This window comes from Kocuria flava, assembly GCF_001482365.1.
Lineage (GTDB): Bacteria > Actinomycetota > Actinomycetes > Actinomycetales > Micrococcaceae > Kocuria > Kocuria flava.
Map to the genome: position 1 here is coordinate 3,106,143 of NZ_CP013254.1, position 15,891 is coordinate 3,122,033.

A 15,891-nucleotide genomic window follows, 5' to 3' on the forward strand; every position below is an offset into this window, starting at 1 on the left:
GGGCGTCCGGGCGGGGGCGGGAGCGTCCGGCGCGGGGTCTCAGGCGCGGGCGCGCAGCACGTCCCGCACCCGTTGCGCGAGGACCGTGGGCGGGACCGGGCCGAGGCCCCCGAGGCGGGAGGCCTGCCCGTGCACGGCGACCGCGAGCGCGGCGGCCACGGCGAAGCGGTTCTCCCCGCGCGCCCACGACCCCGCGGCGGCGAAGGCGTCGGGGTGCTCGGCGCACGCGGCGAGCACCGCGCCCATGACCCCGGCGAGGGTGTCCCCGCTGCCGGCGGTCGCCAGCCAGGGGCTGCCGTCGGCCTGGGTGAGCAGCAGGCCGCCGGGGGCGGCCACGACCGTGGTGGCGCCCTTGAGGACGACGACGGCGCCCGTGGCCGCGGCGGCCGCCGCCGCCCACCGGGCCGGCTCGGCCTCGACGCCCTCGCGCTCGGGGGCCTCCTCGAGCACGCCGAGCGCGGCCAGCCACGCGAGCACCTGGGCCAGCTCGCCGGCGTGGGGGGTGAGGACCTTCCCGGGGCCCAGGGCGCCGTCGGCGGCGGCGCGCGCGGCCGCGCCGAGCGCCCCGGCGTCGACGACCGCGGGGACGGCGCCGGTGAGCACCGCGTCGATGCGCGACTCCTGGGCGGGGTCCCCGACCGCCCCGGGGCCGACCACCCACGCCTGGACGTGGACCTCGGTCGGGTGGTCCTCGGAGGCGACGACCTCCGGGCTGGTCAGGCACACGAGCCGGCGGGTCTCCGGGTCCCCGAGGTGGCGCACCATCCCGGCGCCGGCGTCGACGGCGGCGCGGGTGCACATCAGGGCGGCCCCGGGGTAGGTGGCCGAGCCGGCGACGACGCCGACCACCCCGCGGGAGTACTTGTGGGAGCCGGCGCCGGGGCGCGGCCACAGGGCGGCGACGTCCTCGGGTTCGAGCCGGCGCAGCGCCGGGGCGGGCAGGGCGGGCTCGAGGCCCAGCGGCACGGTGACGGCCCGCCCGCACAGGGCCTCCCCCGGCGGCAGCAGCAGCCCGGCCTTGGCCGACCCGAAGCTGACGGTGGTGCCGGCGGGCAGGACGGGCCCGTGCACCGCACCGGTGTCGGCGCCGACCCCGGAGGGGACGTCGCAGGCCACGACCTCGGGGCCGGCGCCGTCGGGCAGGCCGTCGAGGACCTCCTGGACCAGCGCGGCGGCGGCCCCGCGCAGCCCGCCCCGGGCGCCGGTGCCCAGCACGGCGTCGACCACGAGGTCCGCGGCCAGCACCCGCCCGGCCGCGCCGGCGCCCTCGGGGCCGCCGAGGGACAGGACCCGTCCGCCGGCGGCCCGCAGGGCGGCCTCGCCCTCCGGGTGGAGCCGGTCGCCGGTGGCGACCGCGAGCACGGCCGCACCCCGGCGGGCCAGCTCGGCGCCGGCCCACAGGCCGTCCCCGCCGTTGTTGCCGGTGCCGGCCAGGACCACGACCCGGGCCCCGGCCACCTTCCCGCGGCGTTCCCGCAGCCGGCGCGAGCACGCCAGGGCCAGGCCGTGGGCGGCCCGGCGCATCAGGGCGGGCCCGTCGCCGCGCTCGAGGAAGGGGGTCTCGGCGGCGCGCACCTGCGCGCCGGTGTGCGCCTCGATCACGCCGGGACCTGCCCCTCGTGGCCGGGCGCACCGGGGGCCGGGGCCTCCGGGGCGGTCCGCTCGGCGACGACCATGGCCATCGCGATCCCGCCGTCGTGGGTCATGGTCAGGTGCCAGCGGTCGATGCCCTGGCGGCGGGCCTCGTCCGCGACCGTGCCCTCGGTGCGCAGCACGGGCGCCCCGGAGGGGTCCTTCTCGATCCAGCAGTGCTGCCAGATCATCCCGGGCGGGGCCTTGAGGGCCTTGGCCGCCGCCTCCTTCGCGGCGAAGCGGGCGGCCAGCGAGCGCACGTGCAGTCCCCGCTCCCCCGGCGTGAAGAGCCGCTCCACGAGCCCGGGGGTGCGGGCGATCTGCGCCTCGAAGCGGGCGACGTCCACCACGTCGATGCCGGTGCCGATGATCATGGCCCCACCCTAGCCGCGCGGCACGGCGGCGTGGCGCACGAGGGCGGGCGCTGCACGCGGGGTCCGGGGCGGCAGGACGGGGGCCGGGGCGCCGAGGACGGCAGGACGGGGGCCGGGGCGCCGGGGACGGCAGGACGGCGGCCGGGGCGACCGGCTGCGGCGGCCCCGGCCGCGGGTGCGCGGTCTGCGGCTCCGGCCGGCGTGCGGGCTCCCCGGCCCGGGCGAGGTCCTGCCCCTGGGCCTGCCCCCGGACGGCCGCCGGCCCGACCTCGGTCCCGCCCCCGTCCCACCCGCGGACGGCCGCCGGCCCGCCGCCCGGCGGGGGCGGCGGGCCGGCGGCACCGTGCGGCGGCGGGGGCTACTCGACGGTGACGGACTTCGCGAGGTTGCGCGGCTGGTCGACGTCGTAGCCCTTGGCGGTGGCCAGCTCGCAGGCGAAGATCTGCAGCGGGACCGTGGCCAGCAGCGGCTGGAGCAGCGTCGGGGCCTGCGGGACGCGGAAGACGTGGTTGGCGTAGTCCGCGACGGCCTCGTCCCCCTCCTCGGCGATCACGATGGTCACCGCGCCGCGGGCGCGGATCTCCTGGATGTTGGAGACGACCTTGGCGTGCAGGGAGTCGCGGCCCCGCGGGGAGGGCACGATCACGAAGACCGGCTGGCCCTCCTCGATCAGGGCGATGGGCCCGTGCTTGAGCTCGCCGGCCGCGAAGCCCTCCGCGTGGATGTAGGCGATCTCCTTGAGCTTCAGCGCGCCCTCGAGCGCGACCGGGTAGCCCACGTGGCGGCCGAGGAAGAGCACCGAGGCGGCGTCCTTCATCTGCTGGGCCAGGGACTTGACCTGGTCCTGGGTGTCGATGACGGCCTGGATCTTCGCCGGCATCGCCTCGAGCTCGGCGAGGATGCCCGCGATCTCGTCCTTGTACTTGTTCCCGCGCAGCTGGGCCAGGTAGAGGCCCAGGAGGTAGGCGGCGGTGATCTGGGCGAGGAACGCCTTGGTCGAGGCGACCGCGATCTCCGGGCCGGCGTGGGTGTACAGCGCCGCGTCGGCCTCCCGGGGGATGGTCGAGCCATTGGTGTTGCAGATCGCCACGACCTTCGCGCCCTGCTCCTGGGCGTGCCGGACCGCCATGAGGGTGTCCATGGTCTCCCCCGACTGGGAGAGGGCCACCACGAGGGTGCGCTCGTCGACGATGGGGTCGCGGTAGCGGAACTCGTGGGCCAGCTCGACCTCGGTGGGGATCCGGCACCAGTGCTCGATCGCGTAGCGGGCGACCTGGCCCGCGTAGGCGGCGGTGCCGCAGGCGACGACGACGATCTTGTCCACCGCGCGCAGCACGGACTCGTCGATCTTCAGCTCGTCGAGGACCAGGTTCCCCTCGGGGTCGGTGCGGCCCATGAGGGTCTGCTCCACGGCCATGGGCTGCTCGTTGATCTCCTTCTCCATGAAGGAGGGGAAGCCGCCCTTCTCGGCGGCGGCGGCGTCCCACAGCACCTCGAAGGGCTTGCCCTCGGCGGGCCGGCCCTCGAAGTCGGTGATCTCGTAGCCCTCGGCGGTGATCGACACGACCTGGTCCTGGCCGAGCTCCACCGCGCGGCGGGTGTGGTCGATGAACCCGGAGACGTCCGAGCCGAGGAAGTTCTCGCCCTCCCCCAACCCGAGCACGAGCGGGGAGTTGCGGCGGGCGGCCACGACGCGGCCGGGATGGTCGACGTGCACGGCGAGGATCGTGAAGGCGCCCTCGAGCCGGCGGGCCGTGGCCTGGACGGCGGCCACGAGATCCTGGTCGCCGAGGTCGTTGTAGGTCTCCGCGAGCAGCGCGGCGGCGACCTCGGTGTCCGTCTCCGAGGTGAAGGCGTGGCCCTTCTCGGCGAGCTCCTGCTTGAGCTCGGCGAAGTTCTCGATGATCCCGTTGTGGATCACGGCCAGCCGGCCGCCGTCGACGACGTGCGGGTGGGCGTTGAGGTCGGTGGGCCCGCCGTGGGTCGCCCACCGGGTGTGGCCGATGCCCGTGGCGGAGGCGGGCAGCGGGTCGCGGCGCAGCTCCTCCTCGAGGTTGGCCAGCTTGCCGGCCTTCTTGCGGTGGCCGATCGCACCGTCCGCCACGACGGCGACGCCGGCCGAGTCGTAGCCGCGGTACTCCAGCCGGCGCAGGCCCTCCACGAGGACGTCCAGGGCGCCGTGCGAGGTCTCGGCCGAGGGGGAGGCCGGGCCCACATATCCAACGATTCCACACATGCGCTTCACAGTACCGCATGGATTCCGCCGCCCCGGGCAGGCCGCGACGGGCCACTTGGGGGGACACCGGGACGCCGTCCGGGGGACGGCGGCGGGTCCCGCAGGACGCTCCCGGGCGGGCCGGTCCGTCAGCCCCGGCGCTCCCGGGCGGCCTCGGCCACGAGCGCCTCGAGGCGCGGGAAGAGCGGGTGCTGCGGGTCCAGCCCCGTGATCTCGCGCGCGGCCTCGGCCGCCCCGCGGTGCTCGAGCAGCTCCCCCAGGCGGACCGCCTCGGGGTCCGAGGGGGCGTCGAAGCGCAGGGCCGCGGCCATCGCCCGCTGGAGGGCCTCGGTGCCCAGTCCGCGCTCGGCCAGCTCCGCGGCGGGGCCGACGAAGCGCTCGTGCCGGCCGAGCTTGCGCAGGGGCGCCCGGCCCACCCGCTCGACCGTGTCGGGCAGGGCGTCGTTGGCGAAGCGGGCGAGGATCTTGCCCACGTAGCGCTCGTGCTCGGCGGCGTCGAAGCCGTGCTTGGCGACGAGCAGGGCCGAGGTCTCCGCCAGCACGGCCTCGACCCCCGCCCGCACCTCCGGGTCGGCCAGCGCCTCCGCGATCGTGCGCCGGCCGGCGGCCCGGCCGAGGTAGGCGGCCGCGGCGTGGCCGGTGTTCACCGTGAAGAGCTTGCGCTCGATGTAGGGCGCCAGTGCCGGCACCCAGGTGATCCCGGGGATCTGCGGCAGGGCCTCCCCGAAGGGCCCGGACTCGACGGCCCACTCGTAGTAGGGCTCCACGCGCACGTCGAGCCCGCCGCCGGGGGCCTGGTCGGGCACGATCCGGTCCACCGCCGTGTTGGCGAAGACGGCCCGGGCGTCGACGGCGGCGTCGTCGAGGCCGTGCTCGCGCGCCGCGGCGCGGACCTGCTCCTCGAGCAGGTCCGTGGCGTTGATCGCGTTCTCGCACGCCATCACGGCCTGGCGGGGCTCCCCGGCCGGGCGCGCGGCCAGGCCCGCGGCGATCGCCGGGGCCACGAAGCGCAGCACGCTCGGGCCCACGGCGGTCGTGACGACGTCGGCCGCGGCCAGCCGCGCCGTGAGCTCCTCGGGCTCCGCGGCGGAGTGCACGGCCGTGTAGTCGCCGACGACGTGGTCCCGCCCGCCCGCGCCGACCTCGTGCACCGTGTACCGGGGGGTGCTCCGGAGGGCGTCGACGAGGGGCTCGGCCACGTCGGCGAAGACGAGGCCGTAGCCGGCCTCGTGCAGCAGCAGGCCGACGAAGCCGCGGCCGATGTTCCCGGCGCCGAAGTGCACGGCCTGTTTCATGAGTTCACCTTCCCGAGGATCTCGAGGACCTCGTCCGCGGTGCGCGCCTCGTTCAGGCGCGCGACCTGCTCCTTGCTGCTGAAGATCCGGGCGATCTTGGCGAGCATGCCCAGATGCTCCTTGTCCTTGCCCGCGATGCCGATCACCCAGGTGACGGGCTTGCCGTTCCAGTCCACCGGCTCGGTGTAGCGCACCACCGACAGGGCGGAGCGGAGGATGGAGTCCTTCGCGTCGTTGGTCCCGTGCGGGATCGCCAGACCGTTGCCCATGAAGGTGGACACCGACTCCTCGCGCTCGTGCATCGAGGCCACGTAGGCGTCGTCCACGGCCCCGGCGGCCACGAGCAGCCCGCCGGCCTCGTCGATGGCCTGCGCGGCGCTGCGCGCCCCGCCGTCCATGACGATCCGCTCGCGGGTCAGCACGGGCTCGGCCTCCGCCCCGGTCTCCCGGGCCGGTCCGTCCGCCCGTGCTGCCGCGGCCGTCGTCGTCCCCGCCGGGCCCGCCGCCCCTGCCGTCGCCCCGGCGGGGGCGCCGTCCGCGCCGTCGACGTTGCGCCGGCGCACCGCCTCGACGATCTCGTCGTAGCGGGGGCTGCCCATGAAGTTGTCGACCGTGACCACGGACGCGCTCGGGACCTTGGGCCGGGCCCGGGTGGCGAGGTCCTGGTGGGTGACCACGATGTCGAAGTCGTCGGTGAGGTTGGCGATCGCCGCGTTGGTGACCGTCACGTCCTCGAAGCCCGCCGACCGGACCTTGTTGCGCAGCACGGAGGCGCCCATCGCCGAGGAGCCCATCCCGGCGTCGCACGCGAAGACGATGCGGCGCACGGGCTCCCCCGCGTCGAGGTCGTGCTCGCCGGCGGCGTCGGCGCCGCCGCTGGTGCCGACGAGGGAGGAGGAGACCGAGCTCTTCCGCCCCTTCATCCCCTCCATCCGCGCGGTCGCCTCGGTGAGGTCGCCCTCGCCCTTGTCCCCGGAGGCCTTGAGGATCACGGAGGCCACGAGGAAGGACACGGCCGTGGCCGCGACGACGGCCAGGACCACGCCCACGTAGGAGTCCGAGGCCGTCTGGGCCAGCACCGCGATGATCGACCCGGGCGCGGCCGGGGCGCGCAGGCCCGCGTCGAAGATCGTCAGGGTGAAGATCCCCGTCGCGCCGCCGGCGATGGCGGCCAGGATCAGGGCCGGCTTCATGAGCACGTAGGGGAAGTAGATCTCGTGGATGCCGCCGAAGAAGTGGATCAGGGCCGCCCCCGGGGCCGAGGCCCGTGCGGTCCCGCGGCCGAAGACCATGTAGGCCAGCAGGATCCCCAGGCCCGGGCCCGGGTTGGCCTCGAGCAGGAAGAGGATGGACTTGCCCTGCTCCAGGGCCTGGGCGGTGCCCAGCGGGGTGAGGATGCCGTGGTTGATCGCGTTGTTGAGGAACAGCACCTTCGCCGGCTCGATCAGGATCGAGGTCAGCGGCAGCAGCCCCCGGTCCACCAGGAACTCCACCGCGGCCGCGGCGGCGTTGGAGAACACCAGCACCGCCGGGCCGATGACGAAGAACCCGACGATCGCCATGATCCCGGCGAAGATCCCGGCGGAGAAGTTGTTGACCAGCATCTCGAAGCCGGGCTTGATCTTCCCGTCCCAGATGGCGTCGATCCGCTTCATCAGCCACGCCGTGGCCGGGCCCATGAGCATCGCCCCGATGAACATCGGGATGTCGGCGCCCACGATCACGCCCATCGTGGCGATCGCGCCCACGACGCCGCCGCGCACGTCGTAGACCATCCGTCCGCCGGTGTAGGCGATCAGCAGGGGCAGCAGGTAGGTGATCATCGGGCCCACGAGCCCGGTGTGCGGGGCGCCCTCGGCGTCGGTGCCGAACCCGCCCAGGGGGCCGTAGGGGGTGAAGCCCGCCTCGATGAAGAAGGCGGTGATCAGGCCCCAGGCGATGAACGCCCCGATGTTGGGCATGATCATCCCGGAGAGGAAGGTGCCGAAGCGCTGCACGTGCGCCCGGGCCGCCGTGCCCCTGGAGCTGCCGCCCGCGCCGGGCTCCGTCGTCGTCGCTGTCGTGGCCATCGTCTCGTCCTCGGCTCTCGGAAGATGGGGCCGGGGCCACCGGCCGGAGAGCCGGTCGTGGCGGTCCGGCCGACGGTCCGCGCCGTCGTGGCCCCAATGTACCGCCCGCACCGGGCCCGCGCGCCGGGGCGCGGCGGGGCGCAGGTCTAGACTGTCCCCGATGAGCACCCACGCCCTCCAGCACCGAGTCTCGCCGTTCGTGGAGCTCGACCGGCAGACCTGGTCGAGGCTCGCGGACGCGATCGACGTCCCCCTGTCCTCACAGGAGATCGAGAACCTGCGCGGCCTCGGCGACCACCTCGACGTGGAGGAGGTCCGGGAGGTCTACCTGCCGCTGTCCCGGCTGCTCACCCTCTACGACGCCTCCTCGAACCGGCTCAACGCCTCCACGAACGCGTTCCTCGGCGAGGAGCACGCGCGCACCCCGTTCGTCATCGGCATCGCCGGGTCCGTGGCCGCGGGCAAGTCCACGACGGCGCGCCTGCTGCGCGAGCTGCTCTCCCGCTGGCCCTCCACCCCGAACGTGCAGCTCGTGACCACCGACGGGTTCCTCCACCCCAACGCGGAGCTGCACCGCCGCGGGCTGATGGAGCGCAAGGGCTTCCCCGAGTCCTACGACCGGCGGGCGCTGCTGCGCTTCGTCGCGGAGATCAAGTCCGGGGCCCCGGAGGTGCGCGCCCCGCGCTACTCCCACCACAGCTACGACATCGTCCCCGGCGAGGAGGTCGTGGTGACCCGCCCCGACGTGGTCATCGTGGAGGGGCTCAACGTGCTCGCCCCCGCGAAGGTGCGGCCGGGCGACCGGGCGGCCCTCGCCCTGAGCGACTTCTTCGACTTCTCGATCTACGTCGACGCCCGCACGGCCGACATCGAGCGCTGGTACGTGGAGCGATTCCAGGCCCTGCGCTCCTCGGCCTTCTCCGACCCCGGCTCCTACTTCCACCGCTACGCGGCCCTCTCCGACGACGAGGCCGAGGCCACGGCGCTGGGGATCTGGCGGCGGATCAACGAGCCGAACCTCGTCGAGAACGTGCTGCCCACCCGCGGCCGGGCCCGCCTGATCCTCTCCAAGGGCCCCGACCACTCGGTGCGCCGCGTGCTGCTGCGCAAGAACTGACCCCGTGCGCGCCCCGAGCCCCGCCCCGCGGCCCCGCCTCCCCCGCCGGCGCCCGGCCCGGCCCCGGCTCCTCGCGGCGGGCCTGCTCGCCGCGGTGCTGACCGGCTGCGGGGACGCCGGCCCGGGCCCCGCCCCGTCCGCACCCGCGTCCTCCGCCCCGGGCCCGGCAGCGGCCTCCCCCGGCGGCCCGCGCTCCTCAGGGGTCCCCGGCACCGCGGCGGCGTCCCCCGGCGGCGGGGATGCGGGGGACGCCCGGGGCCCGGCCGCGGACTCCCCCGTCGACGAGGGGCCGGGGGCCGACCCGGGCGCGGCCGCGCCCCCGCCGGAGCTGGACGACCCGGCCTCGCCGGCCGTGGTCGTGAACAAGCGCCGCCCGCTCGACCCGCCGCGCTGGGCGCCGGCGGCACTGGAGGACGTCGAGGGGGTCCGGCTGCGCCCGGAGGCCGCCCGCGACGCCCGCCGGCTGCTCGCCGCCGCGCGCGCCGACGGGGTGCGGATCGTCGCGCTCTCCGGCTACCGCTCCTACGACGACCAGGCCGCCGCCTACGCCGGCTGGGTCGCCCGCCAGGGCCGCGCCGCCGCGGACACCGCCTCGGCGCGCCCGGGCCACTCGGAGCACCAGACCGGGCTGGCCCTCGACGTCGGGCAGGGCGGGGGGTGCGACCTGCAGGTCTGTTTCGCGGACACCCCCGCCGCGGCCTGGGTGGCCGAGCACGCCGCGGAGCACGGGTTCGTGGTGCGCTACCCGTTCGGGGAGCACCCGACGACCGGGTACTGGTACGAGCCCTGGCACCTGCGCCACCTCGGGGCCGAGCGCGCCAGGGAGTACACGTCCTCCGGGGCCGCGACCCTCGAGGAGTTCTCCGGACTGGGGCCGGCCCCGGACTACGGCCCCGGCCGCTGAGCGCGCCCGCCGCCGGGCGTGCCGCCACGACGGGGCGCCCGCACCGGCGTGTGACGGAGCTCCCCGTCCGGAAAACGCACTTCCGGGCTACCCTGTGAGCGTGCTCAAAGGTTTCAAAGAATTCATCATGAAGGGCAACGTCCTGGACCTCGCCGTCGCCGTGATCATCGGCGCCGCCTTCGCCCAGGTCGTCAACGCCATGGTCGAGGCCGTGCTGATGCCGGCCATCTCCGCGCTGGTGGGCTCGCCCAACTTCGACTCGTTCGCGATGGTCACCCTCAACGGCAACGACATCCGGTTCGGCGTGCTGCTCACCGCGCTCGTGAACTTCCTGCTCGTGGCCGCCGCGGTCTACTTCGCGATCGTGCTGCCCATGAACAAGATGATCGAGGCCCGCAACCGCCGCCTCGGCATCACCCCGGCCGAGGAGGAGGCCGACCCGCAGGTCCAGCTCCTCACCGAGATCCGCGACGCTCTCACCCAGCGCTCCGCCTGACCCGTCCACCCGTCCGTTCGAGGCCCGCACCGGCAGCGCCGGTGCGGGCCTCGTCCCGTCCGCGCCGCCGGTCCGGCGGGCGCGGCACCGCCCTCAGACGGTGAGGGCGGTCTCCTGCTCCACGACCGCGGCCAGGTGCTCGGCCTCCGCGCGGGCGGTCTCCTCCGTGGCGGCCTCGACCATGACCCGCACCACCGGCTCGGTCCCCGAGGGGCGCAGCAGCACCCGGCCGGTCTCCCCCAGGCGCTGCTCGACCTCCGCGACGGCCGCCCGCACGGCGGCGTTGGAGCCCACGGCGGACCGGTCGACCCCGCGCACGTTGACGAGCACCTGCGGCAGGCGGGTCATCACCCGGGCCAGCTCCGCGAGCGGGGTGCCCGTGACCGCCACGCGCGAGGCCAGCATCAGCCCGGTGAGCAGGCCGTCGCCGGTGGTCGCCCAGTCGGACATGATGACGTGCCCGGACTGCTCGCCGCCGAGGTTGTAGCCGTGCTCGGTCATCGTCTCGAGGACGTAGCGGTCGCCGACCGCGGTCTCGCGGACCTCGATCCCGGCCTCCCGCAGGGCGAGCTTGAGCCCGAGGTTGCTCATCACGGTGGCCACCAGGGTGTCGTCCACCAGCCGGCCCTGCTCCTTCAGGCCGAGGGCGAGGATCGCCATGATCTGGTCGCCGTCGACCTCCCGGCCCGTGTGGTCGACCGCGAGGCAGCGGTCGGCGTCACCGTCGTGGGCGATGCCGAGGTCCGCCCCGCGCTCGAGCACCGCCCGGCGCAGGGGCTCGAGGTGGGTCGACCCGCAGCCGTCGTTGATGTTGAGCCCGTCCGGCTCGGCGCCGATGACCTGCACGTCGGCCCCGGCGTCCCGGAACGCGTCCGGGGAGACCCCCGAGGCGGCGCCGTTGGCGCAGTCCAGGACGATGCGCAGGCCCTCCAGCCGCTGCGGGATCGCCCCCACGAGGTGGAGGACGTAGCGGTCCTCGGCGTCGGTGAGGAGGCTGATCCGCCCGACCTCCGCGCCCGTGGGGCGGCGGAAGTCCCCGGACTCCCACACCGCCTGGATCTCGTCCTCGACCCGGTCCGGCAGCTTGCGCCCGCCGTGGGCCAGGAACTTGATGCCGTTGTCCGGGGCGGGGTTGTGGGACGCGGAGATCATCACGCCGAAGTCGGCGTCCAGGTCGGCCACGAGGTAGGCCAGCGCCGGGGTCGGCAGCACGCCGGCGTCGTGGACGTCCACGCCCGAGCCGGCCAGGCCCGCGGCCACGGCGGCGCCCAGGAACTCCCCGCTCGCGCGGCCGTCGCGGGCCAGGACCGCGGTGGGCCGGCGGCCCTCGGGGGCGTGGCCGTGGCCGAGCACGATCGCCGCCGCCTGCGCGAGGTCCAGGGTCATGTTGGCTGTGAGGAGGTCGTTCGCGAGCCCGCGAACGCCGTCCGTTCCGAATAATCTAGACATCGGACCCATAGTACGGTCCGCCCGGCCGCCCGACCGCGCACCACGGCCCTGCGTGTGGCGCGCATCACGTCCGTGACGCGCCGTGGAACGGCGGAACCCCGCCCCGCCGGGTGGCGGGACGGGGTTCCGTGGCGCGATCTCGCCGGGCCGGGGCCCGTCGATCAGCGCTTGGAGTACTGCGGGGCCTTGCGGGCCTTCTTGAGACCGGCCTTCTTGCGCTCGGTGACGCGGGCGTCACGGGTGAGGAAGCCGGCCTTCTTCAGCGACGGGCGGTTGTTCTCCGCGTCGATCTCGTTGAGGGCGCGGGCCACGCCCAGGCGCATCGCGCCGGCCTGGCCGGAGGGGCCGCCGCCGTGGATGCGGGCGATCACGTCGTAGGCGCCCTCGAGCTCCAGCAGCGCGAAGGGCTCGTTGACCTCCTGCTGGTGGAGCTTGTTCGGGAAGTAGTTCTCCAGGGTGCGCCCGTTGACGGTCCACTGGCCGGAGCCGGGGACGACGCGCACGCGGGCGACGGCCTCCTTGCGGCGGCCGACGGCCTGGCCGGAGACGGTCAGCGCGGGGCGCTCGCCGGTCGCGACAGCCTCGGGGGCGGCGGAGGACTCGGAGGTGTAGCTGGTCAGCTGCTCCTCGCCCTCGGCGGTGTACTGCTCGTCAGTGTTCTGAGCCACGATTCTCCTCGATCAGTTCTTGTCTCGTAGGCCCGGAATTACTGGGCGACCTGGGTGAACTCGAAGGTCTGCGGCTGCTGGGCACCGTGGGGGTGCTCCGGGCCGGCGTAGACCTTCAGCTTGGACATCTGCTGGGCGGCCAGCTTGTTCTTGGGGAGCATGCCGCGCACGGCCTTCTCCACGGCGCGCACCGGGTTCTTCTCGAGCAGCTCCGCGTAGGAGGTGGACTTGAGGCCGCCGGGGTAGCCGGAGTGCCGGTAGGCGCGCTTCTTCTCGAGCTTCGCGCCGGTCAGGGCCACCTTGTCGGCGTTGACGATGACGACGAAGTCGCCGCCGTCGACGTGAGGAGCAAAGGTCGGCTTGTGCTTTCCGCGCAGCAGCGTTGCGGTCTGGCTGGCAAGACGACCCAGGACGACGTCGGTGGCATCGATGACGTGCCACTGGCGCTGGATGTCACCGGGCTTCGGGGTGTACGTACGCACGTTATTTGCCTTCGTTCGGGTTCTCTCGGTGGCGCTAGTTGGGGTCACGCCGTTGCATCCGTGTGCCGTCCGGGGCTCGGGTGAGGGCCGAGCTGCATCCGGTGCCCGAGACCCCGGTGCACCGGCCGCCATGCGTCCTGCAACTGGACGGCGGATCCGGGTACACGTGAACCGAGGCGGGACACGCACAACAGCACTCCACGGTACCGGATCGGGCTCCCCGGCGCCACTTCCCGCCGGCGCACGACCGCCCGTGCCCCGGTGCTACGCGGGGGGCGGCTGCGCGGGGTCCCGCCGGGCGCGCGTCGCCCGGGCGCGCTCGGCGACCGCGGCGTCCTCCGGGTAGCGGACCTCCTCGAGGACGAGCGGGTGGGGCGGTGCCATGAGGATGCGGGCGTCGCGCACCCGGTCGGCCAGCCGCTCCCCCAGCCAGCCGGTGGCCTCCCGGCCGGCGCCGACGCGCACGGCGGCGCCCACGACCGAGCGGACCATGTGGTGGCAGAAGGCGTCCGCCTCCAGGCCGAGGACCACGAGCCCGGCGGGGTCCCGCTCGACCGAGGCCGCGAGCACCTCGCGCACGGTGGTGGCGCCCTCGCGGGGGCGGCAGAAGGCGAGGAAGTCGTGCAGGCCCAGCAGCTCCTGCAGCGCCGCGGCCATCGCCGGGACGTCGAGGACGTCGGGGGTCCACCAGGTCAGGTGCCGGGTGAGCGGGTCGAGACCGCCGGCGCCGTCGTCGATCCGGTAGCTGTACCGGCGGGCGACCGCCGAGAAGCGGGCGTCGAAGCCGGGGGGTGCCTCGCGCGCCGAGCGCACGACGACCGCGCCCGGGCACTCCGCCAGCCCCGCCGCGCGGCGGCCCCGGCCCAGGACGTGGCCGAGGGTCCCGGTCAGCCGCCGCACGAGCGCGTCCCCCGGGTCCTCGGCGCGCCCCCGGGCCAGGCCCGTCCACTCGGCGGCGCCGAGGTCGAGGTGGACGACCTGCCCGCGGGCGTGCACCCCCGCGTCCGTGCGCCCGGCGACGACGACGCGCACGGGCCGGCGCACGAGCAGCGCGAGGGCGTCCTCGAGGGCGCCCTGGACGGTGGGCCGTCCCGGCTGGCGCGCCCACCCCGAGAAGGGGGCGCCGTCGTAGGCCAGGTCCAGGCGCACGCGCACGGCGTGGGGGTCCGGGCCGGCGGCGGGCAGTGCGGTCACGGTGCGGCTCCAGGGGTCTCGGGGCGGGTCCGGGGGCCCGCCGGGGGCGTGCGGGGGGGGCAGGCCCGGGCACGGCGACGCCGCCGGGGACGGTGTCCCCGGCGGCGTGCTCGGTGCGGTCGGCTCGGCTCAGCGCAGCTTCTGCGCGGCGGCACCGCCGGCCGGCTGGAAGCCGGCGGCCTCGGCGCTGGCCGGGGAGTCGAACCAGATCTCGGCGGTGGTGCCCGCGTACCAGCGCGAACCGGGCACGTGGTACTTCATCGAGTTCTTGTTGCCCTTGACGTCGAAGCCCTCCGGGGCCTCGCCGGACTCCAGCGGCGCGTGCGAGCCGGGGAACTCCGCCTCCGCGTTCTCGGCGGCGACGGCGGCGGCCTCCTCGGAGCCCACCTCCGGGGCCTGCTCCTGCGCGGGGATCTCCTCGGCGGCGACGTCCTCGGCGGTGGAGCCGGCCGGGGTGTCGACCGGCGCGGCCGGGGCGGGGGCGGCCTTCTCGGTGGCCCGCTCGGCCTCGGCGACGGTCGCCTTGGTCGCGACGGGCTCCATGACGAGCTCGATCACGGCCATGGGGGCGTTGTCGCCCTTGCGGTTGCCGATCTTGGTGATGCGCGTGTAGCCGCCGTTGCGGTCCTCCATCGCCGAGGCGATGGTGGTGAACAGCTCGTGCACCACGGACTTGTCGGACAGCTGGGCGAGCACCCGGCGGCGGGCCGCCAGGTCACCGCGCTTGGCGAAGGTGATCAGGCGCTCGGCGTAGGGGCGCATCCGCTTGGCCTTGGTGACCGTGGTGGTGATGCGCTTGTGCTCGAACAGCTGCTGGGACAGGTTGGCCAGCATCAGGCGCTCGTGGGCGGGGCCGCCTCCGAGACGGGGACCCTTGGTGGGAGTAGGCATGGTTGTTGATCTCCTGGAAGGTCGTCCCCTCCGGGCCCAGGACCCGGCGGGACTTCAGAGGGAAGGATTACTGGTCGACGTCGTCGAACGGGTTCTCGTCGTCGATCGCGGCGGCGCGGGCGGCGAGGTCGAAACCGGGGGGCGAGTCCTTGAGGGAGAGGCCCAGGTCGACGAGCTTGGCCTTGACCTCGTCGATGGACTTCGCGCCGAAGTTGCGGATGTCCATCAGGTCCGCCTCGGAGCGGCCGACGAGCTCGCCCACGGTGTGGATGCCCTCGCGCTTGAGGCAGTTGTAGGACCGCACGGTCAGCTCGAGGTCCTCGATCGGCAGGGCCATGTCGGCGGCCATCGCGGCGTCGGTCGGCGAGGGGCCGATCTCGATGCCCTCGGCGGCCGCGTTCAGCTCGCGGGCCAGGCCGAAGAGCTCGACCAGGGTGGTGCCGGCGGAGGCGACGGCGTCCCGCGGGGAGATGGCCTCCTTGGTCTCCACGTCCAGGACCAGCTTGTCGAAGTCGGTGCGCTGCTCGACGCGGGTGGCCTCCACGCGGAAGGTCACCTTGAGCACCGGGGAGTAGATGGAGTCGACCGGGATCCGGCCGATCTCCGCGTCCCCGGCCTTGTTCTGCGCCGCCGAGACGTAGCCGCGGCCCCGCTCGATGGTCAGCTCGAGCTCGAGCTGGCCCTTCGCGTTGAGGGTGGCGATGTGCAGGTCCGGGTTGTGGATCTCCACACCGGCCGGGGCCGTGATGTCCGCCGCGGTCACGACGCCGGGACCCTGCTTGCGCAGGTAGGCGACGACCGGCTCGTCCTGCTCCGAGGAGACGGCGAGCTTCTTGATGTTGAGGATGATCTCGGTGACGTCCTCCTTGACACCCTCCACGGTGGAGAACTCGTGGAGCACCCCGTCGATGCGGATGCTGGTCACGGCAGCACCCGGGATCGAGGACAGCAGGGTGCGGCGGAGGGAGTTGCCGAGGGTGTAGCCGAAGCCGGGCTCGAGGGGTTCGATCACGAAGCGGGACCGGTTCTCGGCCACGACCTCTTCCGAGAGGGTGGGGCGCTGTGCGATGAGCACTGATGTTTC

14 protein-coding genes are annotated in these 15,891 nt (G+C 74.8%); 3 read left to right on the forward strand and 11 right to left on the reverse strand.

Translation table 11 applies throughout. The annotated features are described in order from the left end of the window. Positions 1–39 precede the first annotated feature (39 nt). From AS188_RS13840 to AS188_RS13860, 5 genes are all read right to left on the reverse strand, one after another. Positions 40–1,602 (reverse strand): NAD(P)H-hydrate epimerase, encoded by a 1,563-nt coding sequence (locus AS188_RS13840; RefSeq protein ID WP_058859332.1) that lies wholly within the window; start codon positions 1,600–1,602, stop codon positions 40–42. Continuing rightward, the gene (locus tag AS188_RS13845; RefSeq protein WP_058859333.1) at positions 1,599–2,006 is read right to left on the reverse strand and encodes a holo-ACP synthase; all 408 of its coding nucleotides are present in this window, start codon (positions 2,004–2,006) and stop codon (positions 1,599–1,601) included. The genes AS188_RS13840 and AS188_RS13845 overlap by 4 nt, the downstream gene beginning before the upstream one ends. Before the next feature lie 358 nt (positions 2,007–2,364). Beyond that, positions 2,365–4,242 carry a glutamine--fructose-6-phosphate transaminase (isomerizing) gene (glmS, locus tag AS188_RS13850; RefSeq protein WP_058859961.1) on the reverse strand — a complete coding sequence of 626 codons (1,878 nt, stop codon included), beginning with the start codon at positions 4,240–4,242 and terminating at the stop codon, positions 2,365–2,367. 128 nt (positions 4,243–4,370) lie between these two features. After that, positions 4,371–5,537 (reverse strand): mannitol-1-phosphate 5-dehydrogenase, encoded by a 1,167-nt coding sequence (locus tag AS188_RS13855; RefSeq protein WP_058859334.1) that lies wholly within the window; start codon positions 5,535–5,537, stop codon positions 4,371–4,373. Then, complete coding sequence (locus tag AS188_RS13860; protein WP_058859335.1) at positions 5,534–7,606, reverse strand: PTS mannitol transporter subunit IICBA; 2,073 nt, start codon at positions 7,604–7,606, stop codon at positions 5,534–5,536. The genes AS188_RS13855 and AS188_RS13860 overlap by 4 nt, the downstream gene beginning before the upstream one ends. Positions 7,607–7,766: 160 nt before the next feature. Between AS188_RS13860 and coaA the strand changes: the two genes are divergently transcribed. The 3 genes from coaA (at position 7,767) to mscL (ending at position 10,123) form a co-directional block, all read left to right on the forward strand. Continuing rightward, positions 7,767–8,723, forward strand: a complete 957-nt coding sequence (coaA, locus tag AS188_RS13865; RefSeq protein WP_058859336.1) for a type I pantothenate kinase — start codon at positions 7,767–7,769, stop codon at positions 8,721–8,723. Between the two features lie 4 nt (positions 8,724–8,727). Next, positions 8,728–9,627: a M15 family metallopeptidase gene (locus AS188_RS13870; RefSeq protein ID WP_058859337.1), complete on the forward strand. Its 900-nt coding sequence runs from the start codon at positions 8,728–8,730 to the stop codon at positions 9,625–9,627. Positions 9,628–9,754: 127 nt separating this feature from the next. Further along, complete coding sequence (mscL, locus tag AS188_RS13875) at positions 9,755–10,123, forward strand: large conductance mechanosensitive channel protein MscL (protein WP_230781382.1); 369 nt, start codon at positions 9,755–9,757, stop codon at positions 10,121–10,123. Between the two features lie 93 nt (positions 10,124–10,216). Here the strand turns inward: mscL and glmM are convergent, their stop codons facing one another. The 6 genes from glmM to AS188_RS13905 all read right to left on the reverse strand — a co-directional run bounded on the left by glmM (position 10,217) and on the right by AS188_RS13905 (position 15,882). Further along, entirely contained in the window at positions 10,217–11,572 is a 1,356-nt protein-coding gene (glmM, locus tag AS188_RS13880) for a phosphoglucosamine mutase (RefSeq protein ID WP_058859963.1), read from the reverse strand. Between the two features lie 161 nt (positions 11,573–11,733). After that, positions 11,734–12,240: a 30S ribosomal protein S9 gene (gene rpsI / locus AS188_RS13885; RefSeq protein ID WP_058859338.1), complete on the reverse strand. Its 507-nt coding sequence runs from the start codon at positions 12,238–12,240 to the stop codon at positions 11,734–11,736. A 38-nt stretch (positions 12,241–12,278) separates the two neighbouring features. Further along, positions 12,279–12,722, reverse strand: a complete 444-nt coding sequence (gene rplM / locus AS188_RS13890; RefSeq protein ID WP_058859339.1) for a 50S ribosomal protein L13 — start codon at positions 12,720–12,722, stop codon at positions 12,279–12,281. A 264-nt stretch (positions 12,723–12,986) separates the two neighbouring features. After that, a complete protein-coding gene (locus tag AS188_RS13895) occupies positions 12,987–13,916 on the reverse strand; it encodes a tRNA pseudouridine synthase A (protein WP_169798002.1) in 930 nt (309 codons plus the stop codon). Positions 13,917–14,045: 129 nt separating this feature from the next. Next, entirely contained in the window at positions 14,046–14,807 is a 762-nt protein-coding gene (gene rplQ, locus AS188_RS13900) for a 50S ribosomal protein L17, sunset domain variant (RefSeq protein ID WP_058859340.1), read from the reverse strand. A 67-nt stretch (positions 14,808–14,874) separates the two neighbouring features. After that, positions 14,875–15,882, reverse strand: a complete 1,008-nt coding sequence (locus AS188_RS13905) for a DNA-directed RNA polymerase subunit alpha (RefSeq protein WP_058859341.1) — start codon at positions 15,880–15,882, stop codon at positions 14,875–14,877. Positions 15,883–15,891: the final 9 nt, after the last annotated feature.